This is a genomic window from Clostridium sp. BSD9I1, assembly GCF_900185645.1.
GTDB lineage: Bacteria > Bacillota > Clostridia > Clostridiales > Clostridiaceae > Clostridium_AK.
The window spans coordinates 1-19,985 of the sequence record NZ_FYAM01000027.1 but is presented as its reverse complement, the minus strand read 5'-3'; the positions used below and the strand labels follow the sequence as shown (position 1 = coordinate 19,985).

At 31.4% G+C, this 19,985-nt stretch carries 17 protein-coding genes, 1 tRNA gene and 2 rRNA genes; 2 read left to right on the top strand and 18 right to left on the bottom strand.

All coding sequences use genetic code 11. The features are described from left to right. Nucleotides 1–3 precede the first annotated feature (3 nt). From cysS to BSD9I1_RS16950, 4 genes are all read right to left on the bottom strand, one after another. Nucleotides 4–1,404: a cysteine--tRNA ligase gene (cysS, locus tag BSD9I1_RS16965; protein WP_035307067.1), complete on the bottom strand. Its 1,401-nt coding sequence runs from the start codon at nt 1,402–1,404 to the stop codon at nt 4–6. Nucleotides 1,405–1,467: 63 nt separating this feature from the next. After that, a complete protein-coding gene (locus BSD9I1_RS16960) occupies nt 1,468–3,180 on the bottom strand; it encodes a proline--tRNA ligase (protein ID WP_186431322.1) in 1,713 nt (570 codons plus the stop codon). Between the two features lie 305 nt (nt 3,181–3,485). After that, on the bottom strand, nt 3,486–4,172 hold the full coding sequence (gene ispD / locus BSD9I1_RS16955) for a 2-C-methyl-D-erythritol 4-phosphate cytidylyltransferase (protein WP_186431321.1): 687 nt from the start codon (nt 4,170–4,172) through the stop codon (nt 3,486–3,488). A 23-nt stretch (nt 4,173–4,195) separates the two neighbouring features. Next, nucleotides 4,196–5,296 (bottom strand): PIN/TRAM domain-containing protein, encoded by a 1,101-nt coding sequence (locus tag BSD9I1_RS16950; RefSeq protein ID WP_186431320.1) that lies wholly within the window; start codon nt 5,294–5,296, stop codon nt 4,196–4,198. A 271-nt stretch (nt 5,297–5,567) separates the two neighbouring features. Here BSD9I1_RS16950 and BSD9I1_RS16945 point away from each other — a divergent pair, with 271 nt between their 5' ends. Further along, complete coding sequence (locus tag BSD9I1_RS16945; RefSeq protein WP_035307058.1) at nt 5,568–5,966, top strand: hypothetical protein; 399 nt, start codon at nt 5,568–5,570, stop codon at nt 5,964–5,966. A 50-nt stretch (nt 5,967–6,016) separates the two neighbouring features. On the opposite strand, the gene disA is transcribed toward BSD9I1_RS16945, so the two are convergent. The 10 genes from disA to BSD9I1_RS16895 all read right to left on the bottom strand — a co-directional run bounded on the left by disA (nt 6,017) and on the right by BSD9I1_RS16895 (nt 16,384). Further along, entirely contained in the window at nt 6,017–7,090 is a 1,074-nt protein-coding gene (gene disA / locus BSD9I1_RS16940; protein WP_035307055.1) for a DNA integrity scanning diadenylate cyclase DisA, read from the bottom strand. Between the two features lie 19 nt (nt 7,091–7,109). Next, the gene (gene radA / locus BSD9I1_RS16935) at nt 7,110–8,474 is read right to left on the bottom strand and encodes a DNA repair protein RadA (protein WP_186431319.1); all 1,365 of its coding nucleotides are present in this window, start codon (nt 8,472–8,474) and stop codon (nt 7,110–7,112) included. Between the two features lie 114 nt (nt 8,475–8,588). Next, a complete protein-coding gene (locus BSD9I1_RS16930) occupies nt 8,589–11,021 on the bottom strand; it encodes an ATP-dependent Clp protease ATP-binding subunit (protein ID WP_186431318.1) in 2,433 nt (810 codons plus the stop codon). 22 nt (nt 11,022–11,043) lie between these two features. Further along, complete coding sequence (locus BSD9I1_RS16925) at nt 11,044–12,063, bottom strand: protein arginine kinase (protein WP_186431317.1); 1,020 nt, start codon at nt 12,061–12,063, stop codon at nt 11,044–11,046. 8 nt (nt 12,064–12,071) lie between these two features. Next, complete coding sequence (locus BSD9I1_RS16920; RefSeq protein WP_186431316.1) at nt 12,072–12,587, bottom strand: UvrB/UvrC motif-containing protein; 516 nt, start codon at nt 12,585–12,587, stop codon at nt 12,072–12,074. Nucleotides 12,588–12,638: 51 nt separating this feature from the next. Beyond that, entirely contained in the window at nt 12,639–13,097 is a 459-nt protein-coding gene (locus tag BSD9I1_RS16915; RefSeq protein ID WP_186431315.1) for a CtsR family transcriptional regulator, read from the bottom strand. A gap of 197 nt (nt 13,098–13,294) precedes the next feature. Then, the gene (locus BSD9I1_RS16910) at nt 13,295–14,476 is read right to left on the bottom strand and encodes a DHHA1 domain-containing protein (protein ID WP_186431314.1); all 1,182 of its coding nucleotides are present in this window, start codon (nt 14,474–14,476) and stop codon (nt 13,295–13,297) included. Between the two features lie 27 nt (nt 14,477–14,503). Next, nucleotides 14,504–15,139, bottom strand: a complete 636-nt coding sequence (locus tag BSD9I1_RS16905; RefSeq protein WP_186431313.1) for a histidine phosphatase family protein — start codon at nt 15,137–15,139, stop codon at nt 14,504–14,506. Next, entirely contained in the window at nt 15,136–16,092 is a 957-nt protein-coding gene (locus BSD9I1_RS16900) for an ROK family protein (RefSeq protein ID WP_186431312.1), read from the bottom strand. The genes BSD9I1_RS16905 and BSD9I1_RS16900 overlap by 4 nt, the downstream gene beginning before the upstream one ends. A 46-nt stretch (nt 16,093–16,138) precedes the next feature. Continuing rightward, complete coding sequence (locus BSD9I1_RS16895; protein WP_035307031.1) at nt 16,139–16,384, bottom strand: hypothetical protein; 246 nt, start codon at nt 16,382–16,384, stop codon at nt 16,139–16,141. A 185-nt stretch (nt 16,385–16,569) separates the two neighbouring features. On the opposite strand from BSD9I1_RS16895, the gene rbr reads away from it, so the two are divergent. Further along, nucleotides 16,570–17,157: a rubrerythrin gene (gene rbr / locus BSD9I1_RS16890; protein WP_186431311.1), complete on the top strand. Its 588-nt coding sequence runs from the start codon at nt 16,570–16,572 to the stop codon at nt 17,155–17,157. 44 nt (nt 17,158–17,201) lie between these two features. On the opposite strand, the gene fusA is transcribed toward rbr, so the two are convergent. From fusA to BSD9I1_RS16870, 4 genes are all read right to left on the bottom strand, one after another. Then, nucleotides 17,202–19,286, bottom strand: coding sequence for an elongation factor G (gene fusA, locus BSD9I1_RS16885; protein WP_035307026.1), 2,085 nt, complete (start codon nt 19,284–19,286; stop codon nt 17,202–17,204). A 261-nt stretch (nt 19,287–19,547) separates the two neighbouring features. Then, a tRNA-Asn gene (locus BSD9I1_RS16880) sits at nt 19,548–19,622 on the bottom strand. 8 nt (nt 19,623–19,630) lie between these two features. Next, nucleotides 19,631–19,747, bottom strand: a 5S ribosomal RNA gene (gene rrf / locus BSD9I1_RS16875). A 51-nt stretch (nt 19,748–19,798) separates the two neighbouring features. Further along, a 23S ribosomal RNA gene (locus BSD9I1_RS16870) occupies nt 19,799–19,985 on the bottom strand; the annotation flags it as partial.

The window sequence follows — 19,985 nt, the reverse complement described above, 5'->3', positions numbered from 1 at the left end:
ATTTTAATCTACTTTCTTCCATCTAACTCCTTGAGGAGTATCTTCAAGAACTATTCCTCTTGCTTTTAAACTATCTCTTATTTCATCTGATAGAGCCCAGTTCTTTTGTTTTCTTGCCTCTTGTCTTTTTCCTATTAACTCTTCTATTTCCTTTTCTAGAGTTGTCTTTGTAGTCTTTTGAAGTATTCCCAAAGGACTTCCAAGTTCTCTTATAAGACTTAAGCAATAGTTTACTGACTCTTTAGATGATTCAGTAGTTATATTTGTATTCATATCTCTTATCATGTCAAATATAACAGATATCCCATCTGCGGTATTAAAATCATCATCCATCTTTTCTATATATTTATCTTTATATTCACTTAAATGTTTTAAATATTCTCTTTCACTGTCACTTGCAACCTCAACCTTTACTTCTTGCAAAAGATTTTCTAAATTTGATATAGCGTTATACAGTCTTTCTATTGCAGCCTTAGAAGCTTCTAAAGATTCTTCTGAAAAGTTAAGTTGAGTTCTATAATGTCCTGATAACATGAATAATCTAACTACATCTGGTTCATATTTATCTAATATTTCTCTTGCTGTAAAAAAATTATTAAGTGATTTAGACATTTTCTCATTATTAACATTTAAAAATGCTGAATGCATCCAATATTTTGCAAAGGCTTTTCCTGTTCTACATTCACTTTGTGCTATTTCATTTTCATGATGCGGGAATATAAGATCATGACCACCTGCATGAATATCTATGGTTTCTCCTAATAACTTATGAGCCATACAAGAGCACTCTATATGCCATCCTGGTCTTCCCATTCCCCATGGACTTTCCCAAGCAGGCTCGTTAGGCTTTTGTTTCTTCCAAATAGCAAAATCCATTGGATCATTCTTTCTCTCGTCGATATTAATTCTTGCTCCCGCTTGTAAATCATCTAAATTTTGACCAGATAACTTTCCATATTCCTTAAAACTTTTAGTATTAAAATAAACATCTCCATTTACTTCATATGCATATCCCTTATCAATTAAATCTTTTACAAAATTAATTATTTCATCGATAAATTCTGTTGCACGTGGATTTATAGTAGCTCTTTCAATATTTAATGCATCTGCATCTTTATAATATTCTTCTATAAATCTATCTCCTAATTCTTTTACAGTAATATTTTCTTCATTTGCTCTTTTTATCATCTTATCGTCTATATCTGTAAAATTTTGTACGAAGTTAACCTTATATCCTCTATATTCAAAATATCTTCTTACTGTATCAAATACTATAAAGGTTCTTCCATTTCCTATATGAAAAAAGTTGTATACAGTTGGACCACATACATACATATTCACAATCCCCGATTGTAAAGGAACAAATTCTTCTTTTTTTCTAGTTAATGTGTTAAATACTTTCATACCCATTGCCTCCTCCATAAAACTTTTTCTATATCTATTGATAAATCTTGCTATATTACAAACCTATAATCTTATGCCCTTTTTTTCAAACTCTGATTTTACCTTGTTGTAAATATCCCCTAATTCTAGAACTTCTATATCACTTGAGTCTCTTAATTTAAATTCTATTTTACCTTCTTGTATCTTTTTACCTACAGTAATTCTCATAGGAATACCAATTAAATCTGCATCCTTAAACTTTACTCCAGCTCTTTCATTTCTATCATCTAAAAGAACTTCTACTCCCATAGACTTAAGCTTATTATAAATTTCTTCTGCAGTTTTAACCTGATCCTCATCTTTCATCACTGCTGGAATTACCGTCACCTGGTAAGGCGCTATAGATAATGGCCATACTATTCCATTTTCGTCATGGTTTTGCTCTATAACAGTTGCCATTGTTCTATTTATACCTATGCCATAACATCCCATTACAAGAGGTTTATTTTCACCATTTTCATCTTGGAAGTTAGCACCCATTGTTTCTGAATATTTTGTTCCCAATTTGAAAATATGTCCTACTTCTACTCCCCTTGCTACAGTTAAGCTTTCGCCACATTTTGGACACTTATCACCTTCTACGACTCTTCTAAAATCTCCTACTTTCCCTTCAAAATCTCTTCCATAATTAGCATTTATATAATGATAACCTGTGTCATTAGCACCTATAATAAAATTATACATTTTGCTAACTTCTTCATCAACTAGCAAAGTATCTACCTTTATTCCTAGAGGTCCTGCAAATCCTATTTCTGCAGATGTAGCTTCTCTAACCACTTTTTCATTTGCCATTTCAAAAGAAACTGCTCCACCTAAAGCATTTATTATCTTAACTTCATTTGCTTCTCTATCTCCTCTTACCATTACCGCTACTACTTTATCATCTACCTTATAAATAAGTGTTTTTGCAAACTTCTCAGGAGTAGTTTTAAAAAACTCAACTAACTGATCGATTGTTTTTATATTTGGTGTAGCTTCCTTTGTAATTAGCTTTAAATCTTCAGCTTCTGCAACTGCTGGCGTAGATGGAGCCTTTTCTACATTTGCAGCATATTCACAAGCTGTACAAAATGCTATCTCATCTTCACCTATTTCTGATTTAACCATAAATTCAGCGGAACCTGAGCCACCCATAGCTCCTGAATCAGCTTCTACAGATTGGCAGCTTAAGCCACATCTTTTAAATATATTATAATATGTTTCATACATGGTATTATATGATCTATCTAGTGCCTCATAGTCCTTATCAAAACTATATGCATCTTTCATTACAAATTCTCTAGATCTCATAACACCAAATCTTGGTCTTCTCTCATCTCTATACTTTGTTTGTATTTGATAAAGGTTTAAAGGTAACTGTTTATAAGATTTTATTTCATTTCTTGCTATATCTGTAAATACTTCCTCATGAGTTGGTCCTAAGCAAAATTCTCTTTCATTTCTATCCTTTAATTTAAACATTTCAGGTCCAAAAACTTCCCATCTTCCTGATTCCTTCCAAAGTTCTGAAGGAAGAATTGCTGATGCCAAAAATTCCTGTGCACCTGCCTTATCCATTTCGTCTCTAACTATATCTTCTATTTTCTTAATAACTCTTAAGCCTAAAGGCATAAAATTATAAATTCCTGAAGCCATTTTTCTCATCATTCCAGCCCTTAACATAAGCTGATGACTTACTATCTCAGCTTCCGCTGGAACTTCCCTTAAAGTGCTGATAAGCATGTTAGATAATCTCATATAAATTCCTCCTATATAATTAAAATATATATTAAATTCATTATTTAGATACAAAAAATATGCCCGCCCCTCTTAGGGCGAACATACGCGGTACCACCTAACTTTTTTACTCACTTTTGATAACGGTTATCACCGGTAGTTTTATACTACAGCTCCGAAGCAGGTTCAAAACAGTGAACACCTTTCAGCCTAGGGTCTTCTCTCTGTAGTTTGTTTTTACTATTCTTCATCATAGCATAATATTAATTTCACTATATCTATACTATAGTAAAAGACAATTTTCTGTCAAGACCTTGCTTGTTTCTTTAATTTTCTCCTAATAAACTTTTTGCTATTAGTAGATCTTCTGGAGTTGTTATTTTAATATTTCTATAATCTCCAGAGTATAGATATACATGGTGTCCAAAATATTCCACTACTGAAGTATCGTCAGTAAAATTATCTTTAAGTTTCTGAATCCCTTCATGACTTTTATAAATTATATCATATTTAAAACATTGAGGAGTTTGTAAACATGCTAAGGTATCTCTATTTAATGTTTTCTTAGAAAACCCATTTTCATCTCTTATTTTTATAGTATCCTTTGGTAAAACGCTAGAACAACTAGCTCCATATAAGCTTGCAAATTTTATTCCCTGTGTTATAACATCACTGCTTACAAACGGCCTGGCCCCATCATGTATTAGCACAACTTCGGAATTTTTTACAGCCTTTAATCCATTAAATACAGAGTCTCTTCTTTCAGCTCCTCCTGATACAATATGAGTAACTTTACTAAACTTATATTTTTGCACTATCTCCCTCTTACAATACTCAACTTCTTCAGGAGCAGCTACTAATACTATACTTTCTATATCTTCATGTAGTTGAAAAACTTTTAGTGTATAGTAAATTATAGGCTTTCCATTTATCTCTATAAACTGCTTGTTTATACCAGCATTTATCCTTTTCCCTTTTCCACCTGCCACTATTACAGCACAAGCTTTACACATATCCAGCCCTCTTTCATAACTCTTTATTCAAAGTTCTCCTTTTGTTTTGCAAATATCATTCTACCTGCTGCAGTTTGAAGTACAGAAGTTACTGTAACATCTACAATTTCTCCAATGTGCTTTTTTCCACCTTCTACTACAATCATTGTTCCATCATCTAAGTAAGCTACTCCCTGATTGGATTCTTTACCATCCTTAACTATCTGAATTCTCATTTCTTCGCCTGGAAGTACCACTGGTTTTATGGCATTTGCCAGTTCATTAATATTTAATACAGGTACTCCTTGAAATTCAGCTACTTTATTTAAATTATAGTCATTAGTTATTACTTTACCACTTAGAACTTGTGCAAGTTTTAAAAGTTTACTATCAACTTCTGCTATATCAGGAAAGTCCTTTTCATAAATTTGTACGTCAATATTTAATTCCTTTTGGATTTTATTTAGAACATCAAGACCTCTTCTGCCCCTATTCCTCTTTAATCCATCTGAAGAATCTGCAATATGTCTTAATTCTTCTAAAACAAAATTAGGTATCACAAGGGTTCCCTCTATAAATCCTGTTTGACATAAATCAAATATTCTACCGTCAATTATGACTGAAGTATCTAAAATTTTAGGGTCCGCTTTATATCCCTTACCCTTTTTATCCTTACTTCCATAACCAGCTTTTTTTAGTCCTGAAAACAAATTCATTATATCATCTCTTTTTCTAAGACCTATATTAGCCCCCAAGGCACCCATTATAACAGCTACTACAACTGCTAAAGGTACTCCAAGCACTGGTACACGAGCTAATAAATTTACAAACAATGCAGATATAGCAAGACCTAAAATACCTCCTAATGTTCCAGAAATAACCTCATTTGCCGGAAGCCTTTGGATACTCTTTTCTACATAATCCATGATTTTTATAATTATAAAAGTTATCCATGGGGAAATTATAAATAATATGAATCCGAATGATAAAGTTGATAATATTAAGAATAATACCGTTTTAATAGGGCTATTTTGAAAATGATTAAGTTCCACAAGTAAATTAGATTTTAATAAGGACTCTCCAATAAAGTATCCAAATAAAAGACCTATAATTGTAAATAATCCTCTTAATATTTTTTTTAACATTTCTTCACCTCCTAAAATAATTATTAACATAATTTACAAATTAAATTCAGTCATTTCTAATATATCTTAATAATTAGCAATTTTCAATAATTACCGTATAATTTAATTGTTTATTTACCAATTTTTATTTATTTCCACCCCCTATTAAGTTTATTAATTTTACTTTATCATATATATATAAATAATTTATGGAGATAAACTATAAATTTTCTTATTTACAATTATCTATTTAGTTACGCTTGTTAATCTTATTTGTTAGGAGTTGACTAAAATGAAAGATTTAATTTATGACAGTTTTCAAAATGTAGTTGATGAATCTCTATTAAGACATAAAAGTATATTGGATATACTTACAAAGTTACAGGAATCCGAATGTAGAATTAATAGGGCTGTAGCAAAATCTGTTACTAATTGCGGATGCATAGAAATTTGCGGAAAAAAACAGGAACTTCCAAATGATAATACTGATATTGAGGATATGAGTCATCTTTTAAAAACTCATTTAGAAGGTGCCTTATGTGATAATTGTAGAGATATAATCGAGCGTGAAATAGGAAATAACCTATTTTATTTAACTTCATTATGTAACATATTAGACTTAAATTTATATGATATTTTATTAAAAGAACATAATAAAATAGGTACGTTAGGTAAATATTCATTAAGATAAAGAAGTAAGTAAGTATCCTAAGTAAAGGATATTTACTTACTTTTTGCTAACTATCTATAAGGAATCTGTCTATCTATCATAATCTGTTCTCTTAATCTTCTAAGTCCATTTTTTATGGCCTTTGCTCTAGCCTCTCCTATTCCTTCCACCTTATCTAATTGATCATAAGAAGCTTCCATTACTGCTTTAAGTTCTTGGAAATTCTTCACCAAATTTTCTATTACATTAGCTGGTATTCTAGGAATCTTATTAAGCATTCTATATCCTCTTGGAGATATAAGTGTATCTACTAAAGGAACTCCTACATATCCTAAGAACTTTGATATAATATCTAAATTAAGTAAATCTTCAGATGACATATTTTGAACTTGCTTATATACTTCCGTATAATCCATATAACTTTCACAATAGTCTCTTATAAGGAATATTTCATCTTGCTCTACAGACTTAATTAATTCATTAAGCTGCATAGAAATCAATCTACCTTCATTACCTAATTCACAAATATATCTTTCTATTTCAATTACTATCCTCATTACCATTTCCATTCTTTGTATAGCTGTCATCACATCAAATAATGTCACTAAATCTTGAAATTCCAAGGTATTTAAGTTATTTACCACTCTATCTAATACAGATACATACTTCTCTAAGGTTTGTAGTGCTTGATTAGCTCTACCTAAGATTACACTGCTATCTCTTAACACATATTTTATACTTCCTTTATAAACAGTGATTATGTTTCTTCTCTGAGAAATAGCTATAACAATACTTCCTGTTTGCTTAGCCATTCTATCCGCTGTTCTATGTCTAGTTCCTGTTTCAAAGGTTGGTATATTAGAATCTGGCATTAATTGAGCATTTGCCTTAATAATTTTTTTTAAATCAGTGCTTATAACTATTGCTCCGTCCATTTTTGCTAGTTCATATACATAGGAGGGACTATATTCTGAGCTAATGGTAAATCCTCCATCTACTAACCCCAAAATCTGTTCGTTATCTCCTAGCACTATTAATCCGCCTGTTTTTGCTCTTAAAATATTTTCTAATCCTTCTCTTAGAAAAGTACCTGGAGCCATTATTTTTAAAATACTCATAAGTTCCTTATCTTTTTCAAATCTCACTTTACTCACACCCTATGTTTTAAAATACTTTACTTATCACTTCTTTTAATGTAGAAACCCCTATTACGTTAATCCCTTCGGTATTTATCTTACCCTTGTTACGTAATGGAACTATAAAATTAGTAAACCCCATTTTAAAAGCTTCATTTATTATTCTTTCTGAAAATGAAACAGGTCTTACTTCACCAGTTAATCCAATTTCTCCAATAACTGCAAGTTTTTCTAAATTTACAGCATTATTCTTGGCACTAGAAATTAGTGCCAGGGCAATTCCTAGATCAGCAAACGTGCCCTCAATATTTAATCCTCCAACAACATTTACATATACATCAGATGTATAAAATGGAATCTTTAACTTTTTCTCCAAAACAGCTAAAATAAGATTAAGTCTCGTATTATCTACTCCTACTGCAGTTCTTCTAGGCATATATGCTTTTGTTTCACTTACTAGTGCCTGAACTTCTACTAAAATAGGCCTGGTTCCTTCCATAATACCTATCACTACTGAACCTTCCTTTTGAAACTGAATATCCTCTAAAAATGCCTCAGATGGATTCGAAATTTCCGCTAATCCTTCTTCCTTCATCTCAAAAACTCCGATTTCACTAGTAGTTCCAAATCTATTTTTCATTGTTCTAAGTATCCTAAATTCTTGAGTCCTTTCTCCCTCAAAACTTAATACAGTATCTACCATATGTTCTAGTACCTTTGGTCCTGCTAAAGCTCCTTGCTTAGTCACATGAGCCACTATAAAAAATGGAATATTTTTAGTTTTCCCTATACGCATTATTTCGTTTGAACTTTCCTTTACTTGAGATACTGTTCCAGGTGCTGAAGTAATTTGTGGATTAAATAAAGTTTGAATAGAATCTATAATTATAAAAATAGGGGATATATTTTCTATATGATTCTTAATTGTTTCTACATTTGTTTCAGACACCACATATAATTCTTTTGATAATGTATCAAGTCTCTCTCCTCTCATCTTAATCTGCTCTTCTGATTCCTCCCCAGATATATATAAAACCTTGCCATATCTATTAGATATTTCATTTGCAGCCTGCAAAAGCAAAGTAGATTTTCCTATCCCAGGATCTCCAGATATTAATGTGAGAGAACCTTTAACTATTCCTCCACCCAATACACGGTTAAGTTCATTAATTCCAGTATTCATTCTCTCATACTGAATAGACTTAATATCTAATATACTTTGTGGATTAGTTTTCTTTTCACTTGTAAGCCCTATTGAAGCTGTCTTACTTACCGAAGTCTTTACCTCCTCAATCATACTATTCCAACTATCACAGTCAGGGCATTTCCCTAACCATTTAGGAGATTCATATCCACATTTTTGACATACAAACACGGCTTTTACTTTTGCCATATAATCAACTCCCAATATTCTGTACAAATAACTATTATACAATATTATTACAAAGTTTTGTTAATAATAAACAAGGAAGTTTTATTATTCATAAAACTTCCTTGTTTATTGCTATTATTGTTTTACAAAATCTAGTTTATCATCTTTTACTGTAACAAGTATATCTTCATTCTTCTTAATATTTCCTCTTAATATTTCTTCTGAAAGTTTGTCTTCTACGGTTTTAGTTATTGCTCTTCTAAGAGGTCTTGCACCATATACTTGATCAAACCCTTCTTTAGCTAGAAGCAATTCTGCTTCTCTATCAAATTTTATATTTATACCTTGTTCATTTAATCTTTCGCTTACAGTTCTAAGCATCAATCCTACTATTTTCTGTAGATCTTCCTGTTCTAATTGATGAAATACAATTATATCATCTATTCTATTTAAAAATTCAGGTCTGAAGGATCTTCTTAATTCTTCCATAACATTTTCCTTCATTTTTTCATATTGATCTTCACTTTCATTGGAAGCCACAGAGAATCCTAATGATTTTTGCCTTTTAATAGTGGATGCACCTACATTAGAAGTCATAATTATAAGCGTATTTTTAAAATCTACTGTTTTACCTTTACCATCAGTTAATCTTCCATCTTCTAATATCTGTAGTAATATATTAAACACCTCAGGATGTGCCTTTTCTATTTCATCAAATAAAACTACAGAATAGGGATTTCTTCTAACCTTTTCAGTTAACTGCCCTCCCTCATCATATCCTACATATCCTGGAGGAGATCCTACTAGTCTAGATACTGTATGCTTCTCCATATATTCAGACATATCAATCCTTATCATGCTGTTTTCATCTCCGAAAATGGACTCAGCTAGTGCCTTAGAAAGCTCTGTTTTACCTACCCCAGTAGGTCCTAAAAATATAAATGAACCTATAGGCCTTTTCGGATCCTTTAGTCCTACCCTAGCTCTTCTTACTGCTCTTGCCACAGATTTAACGGCTTCGCTCTGCCCTATTACCCTATTGTGCAATATTTCTTCTAGCTTTAATAGTTTTTCAGATTCCTTTTGTGTTAGTCTTTCAGCAGGTATATTAGTCCATTTTGCAACTACAGCTGCTATTTGATCCTCTCCTACTGTTAGCGTAGATGCCTGTTTTTGTGTCTTCCAATCTGTTTTTATATTATCAAGCTTTTCTTTAATTTCTTTTTCCCTATCTCTTAGCTGAGCAGCCTTTTCAAAATCCTGTACTCTTATAGCATCCTCTTTTTCTTGAGTTATGGTTTCAAGCTCTTCTTCCATCTTTTTCACATCTGGAGGAGCTACCATATTTTCAATTCTAACCTTTGATGCAGCTTCATCTATAAGATCAATAGCTTTATCTGGTAAAAATCTATCAGTTATATATCTATCTGATAAATTAACTGCAGCGAGTATTGCATCATCAGTTATTTTTACTCTATGATGAGCTTCATATTTATCTCTTAATCCTTTTAATATAAGTATTGCTTCCTCTTTAGATGGTTCTCCTACCGTAATAGGTTGAAATCTTCTTTCTAATGCAGCATCTTTTTCTATATACTTCCTATATTCCTCTATAGTAGTTGCTCCTATGCATTGTATTTCTCCTCTAGCTAATGCAGGCTTTAATATATTTGATGCATCAATTGCACCCTCTGCTGCACCGGCTCCTACTATAGTGTGTATTTCATCAATAAATAGTATTACATTTCCCACTCGTCTTATTTCTTCCATTATTTTTTTTAGCCTATCTTCAAATTCACCTCTATATTTTGCCCCTGCTATCATTGATGATAAATCTAACGTAACAACTCTTTTGTCCTTTAAAATTTCAGGAATATTTCCTGAAACTATCTTTTGAGATAACCCTTCTGCTATAGCTGTTTTACCTACCCCTGGATCTCCTATTAAACAAGGATTATTTTTAGTTCTTCTACAAAGTATCTCAAGAACTCTTTGAGTTTCCTTATCTCTTCCTATAACAGGATCTAATTTACCCTCCCTAGCCATTTCAGTAAGATCCCTACCAAACTGATTTAAGCTTGGAGTATCTTCGTTAGTTCTCTTAGCTGAATTAACTGTATTAGATGATTGCTCTCCAGATAAGTTTTCCAAAAGCTCTTTTCTTAACTTCTCAAAATCTACTCCCAAATTATTTAATATTGTAAATGCAATACCTTCTGATTCCTTAATAAGCGCTAGTAAAATATGCTCTGGACATATGAAGTTATGATTTAAGTTTCTAGCTTCTAATAAACTTAATTCTAATAATCTTTTTGTACGAGGAGTAAGTGGTATCTCATTTCTGTATATATCTATATCTCCTTTTCCCTCATATTCTTCAATGAGTTCTTTTACATCATTTAAAGTTACATTCATATTATTTAATAAATTTTGTGACATACTATCTTCCCTTAAAATACCTAACAATATATGCTCCGTTCCTACATAACCATGTTGTAAGTTTTTCGCCTCTTCCTGAGCATACATAAGCACCTTTTGAGCTCTTTCAGTAAATCTTCCAAACATCATAATAATTCACCACCATTTAAAATTATTTTAACTTATCTCTTACAATTTTCGCCCTAAGTATATCTCTTTCAGAGTAACTTAATTCCTTTGAAGCTATTTTATCAATCATATATCGCTGTGAAATTAAAAGCAATTCATTTAATGTATTCTTATTTACATCCTTAATTATGCCCATTTCTAATCCAAGTCTTACATAGGAAAGTAATTTTAAGCACTCATCGCCATTTAAAATCCTTGAAAATTTTAGAATTCCTAAGGATCTATATATTTTATCTTCTAGCTGGGTTAAATGAGTATTTAAAAGCATCTCCCTAGCACGCTTTTCTTCGCTTATTAATTGATTTACAACTAGCTTCAGATTGTTTATTATTTCTTGTTCTGTTAATCCTAAAGTTACCTGATTGGAAACTTGATATAAATTACCTTGAGCCTTAGATCCTTCACCATATAATCCTCTAACCGTAATTCCAACTTGATTTAATGCATTAAAGATTTTAGAAACTTCGTTATTCATAGTAAGTGCTGGCAAATGAATCATAACCGAAGCTCTTAGTGCTGTGCCTACATTAGTGGGACATGCTGTTAAATATCCCAATTCTTCATCATAGGCGTACTGCAACTTTCCCTCTAATTTATCATCTAAATCATTTGCAGCCTTATATGCTTCATCTAGATTATAGCCAGATGTAATACATTGTATTCTTAAATGATCTTCCTCATTTATCATAACACTTATGGTTTCTTCATCATTTATTATAAAAGCAGCTTTATTTTTATTAGAAATCAATCTATCACTTATGAAATGTTTTTCTAAATAGATTCCATCATCTACAAAATTAGTTTGCCAAAGATATCTGGTATTAAAATCATCCTTATTAACATTATCATAAAATACTTCTTCAACTTCTTTTACAATTTCTCGACCCTGTTCTTCAGATAATTTATGCGGAAAGGATTTATCCTTTAAGTTTCTCGCTAGTCTTATTCTACTGCTTAAAATTATGCCATCTTCATTATAGGATGAATGTATCCAATTTTGCATCCTAATCCCTACCCTTCCTTTTCCATCTCTCTTATTAAATCTCTAATTTCTGCTGCCTTTTCATATTCCTCGGATTCTATAGTTTTTTTAAGTTCTTCCTTTAATTCAAGCATTCTTCTTTTGTTTATTATTTCTTTGCCTTGTTTACACGGAATTTTGCCTTTATGCTCTATACTTCCTTGTACTCTTTTTATTACAGGAATGGTGGAACTCTTGAAATTTTTATAACACTCACCACATCCTAAAAACCCATTTTCTTTAAAATCTTTATATGTGGTTCCACATTTTTCGCATTTTATATTAGAACTTTTATCTAAAGAAGATGAATAATTAACCCCTTCTATTATTAATCCTATTAATTGCTGAAAGCTAAAAGGAGAGTTTACATTTATATTTCCCGGGTAAGCCATCCCTTGAAACTGCTTAGCACACGATTCACATAAATTTAGCTCCTGTTTTACTCCATTAACTATTTTAGTTATGTGTACATAAGCTTCATTGCTTTTACATACTTCACACATCATAACTATTGCCTCCTAAAATAAAACTTTATTCATATTTAAAATTATTGCTTACTAAACTGATAAAACAGATAGCATACTTTTTAATAACTCTGCTCTAAATGTATTTTTATTTTCTTGTAATAAATTCAAATTTCTATCATTAATAGCCATTTTCATGATATAAGCCTCTCTCTCAGAGACTAAATCATTCTCTTGTAAATAATTTATTATTTTTAAAGATTTGTCAAAAGTGATACTATCCCCTATTTGTAAATTTACAGCCTGCATAAGCTTTTTATTATGGCTAAAATCCACATGTTTAATTATTATGCAGCCTCCGCCCCCCCTTTTACTTTCTACATAATATCCCCTATCCGTAGTAAATCTGGTAGTAAGAACATAATTTATTTGAGAAGGGGCACATCTAAAATAATTAGCCAATTCATTACGTTGAATTTGCAATTCACTTTCATCGTTATCTTGCAATAATTGTTTAATAAACTCTTCGATAATATCAGATAGCCTTGCCACGTTTGCACCCCCTGACTTTGACTTTCTTTGACTTTAATTAAATATTATAATTTTACTTACTTAAATGCAATATTCAAATAAATAAAATTATAGATTTCTATGCCATTTATAGTAAATTAGTTAACATTTTCTCTTAAAAACTATTATTTTCTCATAATTTGAATTTTATATACTCTAGTCAATAAACAAATCAAAGTTTATTTAATATATTTACTAATCTTATAGCTTAAAAACTCACTAAACTTATTTAAATCCTCTTCTTTAAGAAAACCACCTTGGCAATGTTTATCACCACCGCCACCTCTTCCCTGAAAATTACTTATATTTTCTTTAAAGACTTTTCCGCAATTCAAGTCAAATGTTCCATCATGAGATAATATTACTTTCTTATCTTTTTTTGAAACTAATATATTTATACTATGGCTTTTGGCCATAATAAATCTATTAATAATTTGAATTTCCTCAAAGGTTTCTTCGTTAAAGGTCTTAAATAATGTTAAATTATTTACTTCCTTAACTATATCTTGAGCACGAAATTCCATTAACTTTTCTTTAAGTTCTTTTACTTGCTTAGATAGTACCTTTACCTGTAAACTTTCATTAGTTACTTTATCTAAAATTCCCCTATCAGTAGATGAATAATTTCTATTTAAAGTTGCTACAATCTTATGCTTTTGTTGATAGTCCTCAAAAGCTTTTTGTCCACACTTAAAATATATCCTAGTCATTCCCTTATAATTTTCAATCTTAACTATTTTTATTAATCCTATTTGACCTGTGCTTCTTACATGGGTTCCACAACACGCTATACGATCTATTCCTTGTATTTCCACTATCCTTATATCTTCTTCTACGGTGCATGGTTTTCTTAAATTTAAATTAGAGACTTTTTCATAGTCTACAAAATAATCTATAATAGCTATATCCTTATATATATAATCATTTGCCCTTTTTTCTACTTCATTTATCATATCATCTGTAAAGTTTTTAATTGAATTATCAATAGTTGTATACTCATCCCCCATGTGAAACCCATCATTTTGAGTACCATAAATATCGTATAATACCGCTGATAACAAATGTTCCCCTGCATGCTGCTGCATATAATAAAACCTTTTTGAAAAATCAAGCTTACATTTTACTTCTGCTAAATCAGGCTTCTCTTCTAAAACATGAATTATTTCTTTTTCTCTTTCAAACACACTTTTTACCTCTAACCCATCTATGAACCCTCTATCTTCAGGCTGGCCTCCTCCCCCTGGAAAAAATGCTGTTTTATCTAAAATTACATAAAACTTACCATCCTCTTGAAATACTTCTTTTATGCTAGCATTCCATTCTTCAATATATGGATTAGTATAATATAATCTCTCCGTCATGGTTATAATTTACACCCCTTACCTTTATTATATAGTTTTTACTTCTTTCAAGTTTCTTAAATGTGAACTATCTGCATTTAATAGTACTTCAAATCTTTCATTTTCTGCTCTCACTATGGTTAAACTTGTAGGATGAATGAATGGAGGACTCCAAAAATCCTCTATTAATGCATTTTGAAAAAAACTCATTATAGCTTTTAATGTAATTGTATGTGTTACTATTAATATATCTTTTCCAATGTTTTCACTTATAATCTCTTTTACTAGTTCTTTTGTTCTTTGTCTTACCTGAAAAAATGTCTCTCCACTATATGGCTTGTATAATTTAGGTGCATTCCAGAAATTATATAACTCTTTACTATAAAGTTTTTCTATTTGATCTTGAGTTAAACCTTCCCATATCCCCATATTAATTTCTCTAAGTCTTGAATCTGTGTAAAGAGGTATATTCCTCTTACTATTCACTATATTAGCTGTGCTCAAAGCTCTATTAATAGGACTCGAATATATGACATCTAATTTAGTATCCTTTAATCTCTCCTCAAGCCACTTTGCCTGCTGAATTCCTAATTCCGTAAGCGGAGAATCGCTCCATCCCTGCATTCTTTTCTCTACATTCCACTCAGTTTGCCCATGCCTAGTTATATATATAGTGGTTGTCATAATATATTCTCCTCCCTTAACGCAAGTGCCGCTGCTCCTATTACTCCTGAGTTAGTACTTAACCTTGCAGGAAGTATTTCACAAGAATCAGCAAGAATCTTAAAGCACCTCATTTTCACTACATTTTTTACAGTATTAAAAACTACTTCGCCAGCCTTGGATACCCCTCCCCCTATTATTACAACTTCTGGATCAAAGATACTAACTAAATTTGCTATACAAATTCCCAAGTAATTTAAACTTTTATTAACTATTTCACTGCATACCTTATCACCATTTTTTGCTTCATTAAACACCTCATATGCTGTAATATCAGAATACTTACTTAAACTAGTTATCACTTTTTTTTCTATAGCTTGTCTTCCTTGTCTTCCTATGGATGTGCCAGAAGCTAAAACCTCAGCACATCCGTAATTTCCACAATTACATAATGGTCCTTTAGGATCTAATGTCATATGCCCTACCTCTAAAGCATTACAGGTATTTCCTCTATATATATTGCCATTTAATATAGCTCCTCCTCCTATACCTGTACTTACTGTAATGTATATCATATTGTTAGAACCCTTTCCTGCTCCAAATGTATGTTCTCCTATAGCTGCCACATTCCCATCATTATCTATATAAGTATTTATATTGTATATTTTTTTTATTGGATTTATAATATTAAAGTTTTTAAAGGGCAAATTGGGTGTAGTAATTATTATTCCCTCCTTTGAATCCAATGGCCCTGGTGCACCTATACCTATTGCCCTAATATTTTCAATTTTAATTTGAGATTTGTTTAAAACTTCATCTATAGTTTTAATAATTCTATTTAAAACTACATTCTCTCCCTCACTTGCTAATGTTGGAATATTAATCTGTTTAATTATATTCCCTTGAAAATCCACTATAGCCGTATTTATTTTAGTTCCACCTAAATCTATCCCTATTACAAATTCCTTATTCATAACCCTTCCCCCAAATTTAATAATTGATATTTATTATATCATAGCTTTAATGTAATTTATTTCTTCTATTTGCTATTATATTACAATTCCAATCATCATCTCTATTTTCATTTATTATATCAAATCCTTTATCCAATAAAATTTTGCATAGTAAATCTATATCTTCGCTTTCATTATTTTTTATATTTATAGTAAGTCTATCATTTTCTGATGGAATATCCATGTAATCATACAACACGCTATAATCCTCCAATATTATCCTATCTCTTATATCTAGCCTAAAATCTGACATAAAATAACTCCCTTCCTCTTTTCCTCTTAGTTAGCTTTTGTAAACAAAATTGAAAATATACCAATATATTTTAATAAGGATGAATTCTTATATAATTTACTGAAATTTCACTTATTTTTTTTACAGATTAGTGTTATAATTTTCCTAACAATATTTATTATATCAAAATTTGAGGAGGGTAATATATGGAAAAATCATTAAAGGGAACTAAAACTGCTGAGAATTTATTAAAGGCTTTCGCTGGTGAATCACAAGCTAGAACCAGATATACATACTATGCATCTACAGCTAAAAAGGAAGGCTATGTTCAAATTTCCAATATATTTATGGAAACCGCTGAAAATGAAAAAGAACATGCAAAAGTGTTCTTTAAACATTTAAATAAAGATTTAAATGGCGAAGCTGTAACTATTACTGCAGATTATCCTGTAGGACTTGGTACTACAAAAGAAAATCTAAGCTATGCTGTTGCCGGAGAGCATGAAGAACATTCTAAAGCATATCCTGAATTTGCTAGAATTGCAGAAGAAGAAGGATTTAAGGAAATAGCTTTAAGCTTCAAAAATATTAGTAAGGTTGAAGAAAGACATGAAGCGAGATTTAAAAAATTGCTTAACAATATAGAGAATGATACAGTATTTAAAAAAGATGAAATTGTTTTATGGAAATGTAATAATTGTGGATATATCCATGAAGGCATAGAAGCTCCTAATGTATGTCCTTCATGTAATCATCCAAAAGATTACTTCGAAGTATTTTGTGAAAATTATTAATAAAAAATCCGGTATATAATATATACCGGATTTCAATTTTCATTTTATAAAGCTTCCTTTTCCTTTTTTCTCTCTTCAATTATTTTAAGTGCTTCTAAATGAGGAACTTCATCATACCTTTCAAACCTCATAATAAAGCTTCCTTTTGCTTGAGTTAGTGATCTTAAATCAGTTGCATATTTAAACATCTCAGCTTGTGGAACTTCTGCTATAACCTTCTGGTTTTTACCCGACTGTTCCATACCAAGAACTCTACCTCTCTTTTTATTTAAATCTCCTATTATATCTCCCATATATTCGTCAGGTATTAATATTTCTACATGCATTACAGGTTCTAGTAGTACTGGCTCAGCATCTTGAATACCCTTTTTATATGCTAAAGATGCTGCCATTTTAAATGCCATTTCTGATGAATCTACTGGATGGTAAGAACCATCATGCAAAGTAGCTTTAAGTCTTATCATAGGATATCCAGCTAATACACCATGCTGTATGCATTCTCTAAGTCCTTTTTCTACTGCTGGTATATACTGCCTTGGTACTACCCCGCCTACAACTTGATCTACAAATTCTAGTTCATCTCCATCAGATCTTGGTTCAAATTTTACCTTCACATCTCCATACTGCCCGTGTCCACCGGATTGCTTTTTATGCTTTCCTTGTACATCAGAGATTTTTCTTATAGTTTCCCTGTAGGCAACTTTAGGCGTTTCAAGAGTTACCTCAACCCCAAACTTATTTTTTAATTTATTTGCTATAACTTCTAGGTGAGTTTCTCCTGTTCCTGAGATTATTGTTTCTGCATACTCCAAATCCCTTGAAATATTAAATGTAGGATCTTCTTCTAATAGCCTGTTCAAGCCACTAGAGATCTTATCTTCATCATTCTTAGATTTAGGAATTACAGACATAGCCATTGAAGGGTGTGGGAATTTTATCTCTTCAAATATTATTCGACAATTACTATCACATAACGTATCTCCTGTGCTAGTATATTGAAGTTTTGCAACTGCCCCTATATCTCCAGCTATTATACTATCAGTGTTAACTTGCTGCTTCCCTTTCATAAAATACAGTGCGCCTAACTTTTCTTGTTTATCTTTATTACTATTGTACGCCATAATATCTGGACTTGCTTTACCTGTAATAACTCTAAACATTGATAACTTTCCTATGAATGGATCTGCAATAGTTTTAAATATAAAAGCTGAAAATGGTCCATCTTCAGAAATCTTTACCTCTATTTCCTTATTATCTTTTACACTTTTAGCCTTTATAGCTGATATGTCTTCTGGACATGGGAAACACTCTATTATATCATCAATTAATGTCTTTACACCTTTTCCAGTTAAAGCAGATCCACACATAACAGGAGCTATTTCACCACTAGCACATCCATTTATTAATCCTCTAAATATTTCTTCTTCGCTTAGTTCACCTTCACTAAAATACTTATCTAAAAGTTCCTCATTTGTTTCTGCAACTGCCTCCATTATCATGTTTTTACATTCTTTAACCTTGTCATATAATTCAGGTGGCACATCTGCTTCTTCTATATCATCTTTTTTAGGGTTATATATCATAGCTTTATTGGAAATAACATTCACAACTCCTTGAAATCCACTCTCTTCTCCTATTGGATACTGAATTGGAACCACTGATATACCAAACCTATCCTTTAACTCTAATAAACATTTTTGGAAATTGCTATTTTCTCTATCTAACTTATTTATATAAAATGCTCTAGAAAGATTATGCTCATTTACATATTCCCATGCTTTTTCTGTTCCTACTTGAACTCCAGATGATCCTGAAAGCACTATAAGTGCTACATCTATAGCTCTCAAACCTTCTATCATTTCTCCTACAAAGTCAAAGTATCCTGGCATATCTACTAAGTTGATTTTTATATCATCCCACTCACAATTAGCTACTGCAGTAGAAATTGATATTCTCCTTTTTCTTTCTTCCGTATCATAATCAAATATGCTACTTTCCTCATCTACTTTTCCAAATCTATCTACAGATTTGGTACGATATAATATTGCATCTGCAAGAGTTGTCTTACCTGAACCACTGTGCCCTATAATACCTAAGTTTCTCAAGTTTCTTGTTTTATACTCTTTCATAAGCAATGCCCCCTAACATACTTTTTGTCTTTGTTTTATATATTCTATCAAAGAATAAAAAATCCTTTAGAAAAAATATAATTTTCAAAATTATTTGATATTATATTTTTTTCCATACTTGATATTATTATGCAACAAATTTAAAATATATTAGTATTATTATATTATTTGTATCTTAAAGATAAAAAAAGCCTAAAATTACAAAATATAATGTAATCTTAGACTAATATTATCAATCATATATTTAATTATAAATAAAAATGGCTCCGTGGAGAGGGCTCGAACCTCCAACCCTTCGGTTAACAGCCGAATGCTCTGCCATTGAGCTACCACGGAATAAATTTATCTGGCAACGACCTACTCTCCCACCGGGCCTCCCCGGCAGTACCATTGGCGCTTTGAAGCTTAACCTTCGTGTTCGGAATGGGTACGGGTGTTACCTTCAAGCCATAATCACCAGATATTATAGAAAGAACTATGTTCTTTCAAAATTGCACAGAGTACTAAAATTCTAGATCAAGCCCTCGACCTATTAGTATCAGTCAGCTGAATGCATTACTGCACTTACACCTCTGACCTATCAACCTTGTGTTCTTCAAGGGGTCTTACTAGCTTACGCTATGGGAAATCTCATCTTGAGGTGGGCTTCACGCTTAGATGCTTTCAGCGTTTATCCCGTCCTGACATAGCTACCCAGCA

What these genes read in the sequence shown, in the direction of transcription:
- BSD9I1_RS16925 (WP_186431317.1), bottom strand. Translation starts at nt 12,063, where the DNA reads ATGCAAAATTGGATACATTCATCCTATAATGAAGATGGCATAATTTTA.
- BSD9I1_RS16900 (WP_186431312.1), bottom strand. Translation starts at nt 16,092, where the DNA reads ATGAATAAGGAATTTGTAATAGGGATAGATTTAGGTGGAACTAAAATA.
- cysS (WP_035307067.1), bottom strand. Translation starts at nt 1,404, where the DNA reads ATGAAAGTATTTAACACATTAACTAGAAAAAAAGAAGAATTTGTTCCT.
- BSD9I1_RS16895 (WP_035307031.1), bottom strand. Translation starts at nt 16,384, where the DNA reads ATGTCAGATTTTAGGCTAGATATAAGAGATAGGATAATATTGGAGGAT.
- BSD9I1_RS16960 (WP_186431322.1), bottom strand. Translation starts at nt 3,180, where the DNA reads ATGAGATTATCTAACATGCTTATCAGCACTTTAAGGGAAGTTCCAGCG.
- BSD9I1_RS16910 (WP_186431314.1), bottom strand. Translation starts at nt 14,476, where the DNA reads ATGACGGAGAGATTATATTATACTAATCCATATATTGAAGAATGGAAT.
- BSD9I1_RS16920 (WP_186431316.1), bottom strand. Translation starts at nt 12,587, where the DNA reads ATGATGTGTGAAGTATGTAAAAGCAATGAAGCTTATGTACACATAACT.
- BSD9I1_RS16905 (WP_186431313.1), bottom strand. Translation starts at nt 15,139, where the DNA reads ATGACAACCACTATATATATAACTAGGCATGGGCAAACTGAGTGGAAT.
- BSD9I1_RS16930 (WP_186431318.1), bottom strand. Translation starts at nt 11,021, where the DNA reads ATGATGTTTGGAAGATTTACTGAAAGAGCTCAAAAGGTGCTTATGTAT.
- fusA (WP_035307026.1), bottom strand. Translation starts at nt 19,286, where the DNA reads ATGAAAGAGTATAAAACAAGAAACTTGAGAAACTTAGGTATTATAGGG.
- rbr (WP_186431311.1), top strand. Translation starts at nt 16,570, where the DNA reads ATGGAAAAATCATTAAAGGGAACTAAAACTGCTGAGAATTTATTAAAG.
- BSD9I1_RS16945 (WP_035307058.1), top strand. Translation starts at nt 5,568, where the DNA reads ATGAAAGATTTAATTTATGACAGTTTTCAAAATGTAGTTGATGAATCT.
- BSD9I1_RS16950 (WP_186431320.1), bottom strand. Translation starts at nt 5,296, where the DNA reads ATGTTAAAAAAAATATTAAGAGGATTATTTACAATTATAGGTCTTTTA.
- ispD (WP_186431321.1), bottom strand. Translation starts at nt 4,172, where the DNA reads ATGTGTAAAGCTTGTGCTGTAATAGTGGCAGGTGGAAAAGGGAAAAGG.
- radA (WP_186431319.1), bottom strand. Translation starts at nt 8,474, where the DNA reads ATGGCAAAAGTAAAAGCCGTGTTTGTATGTCAAAAATGTGGATATGAA.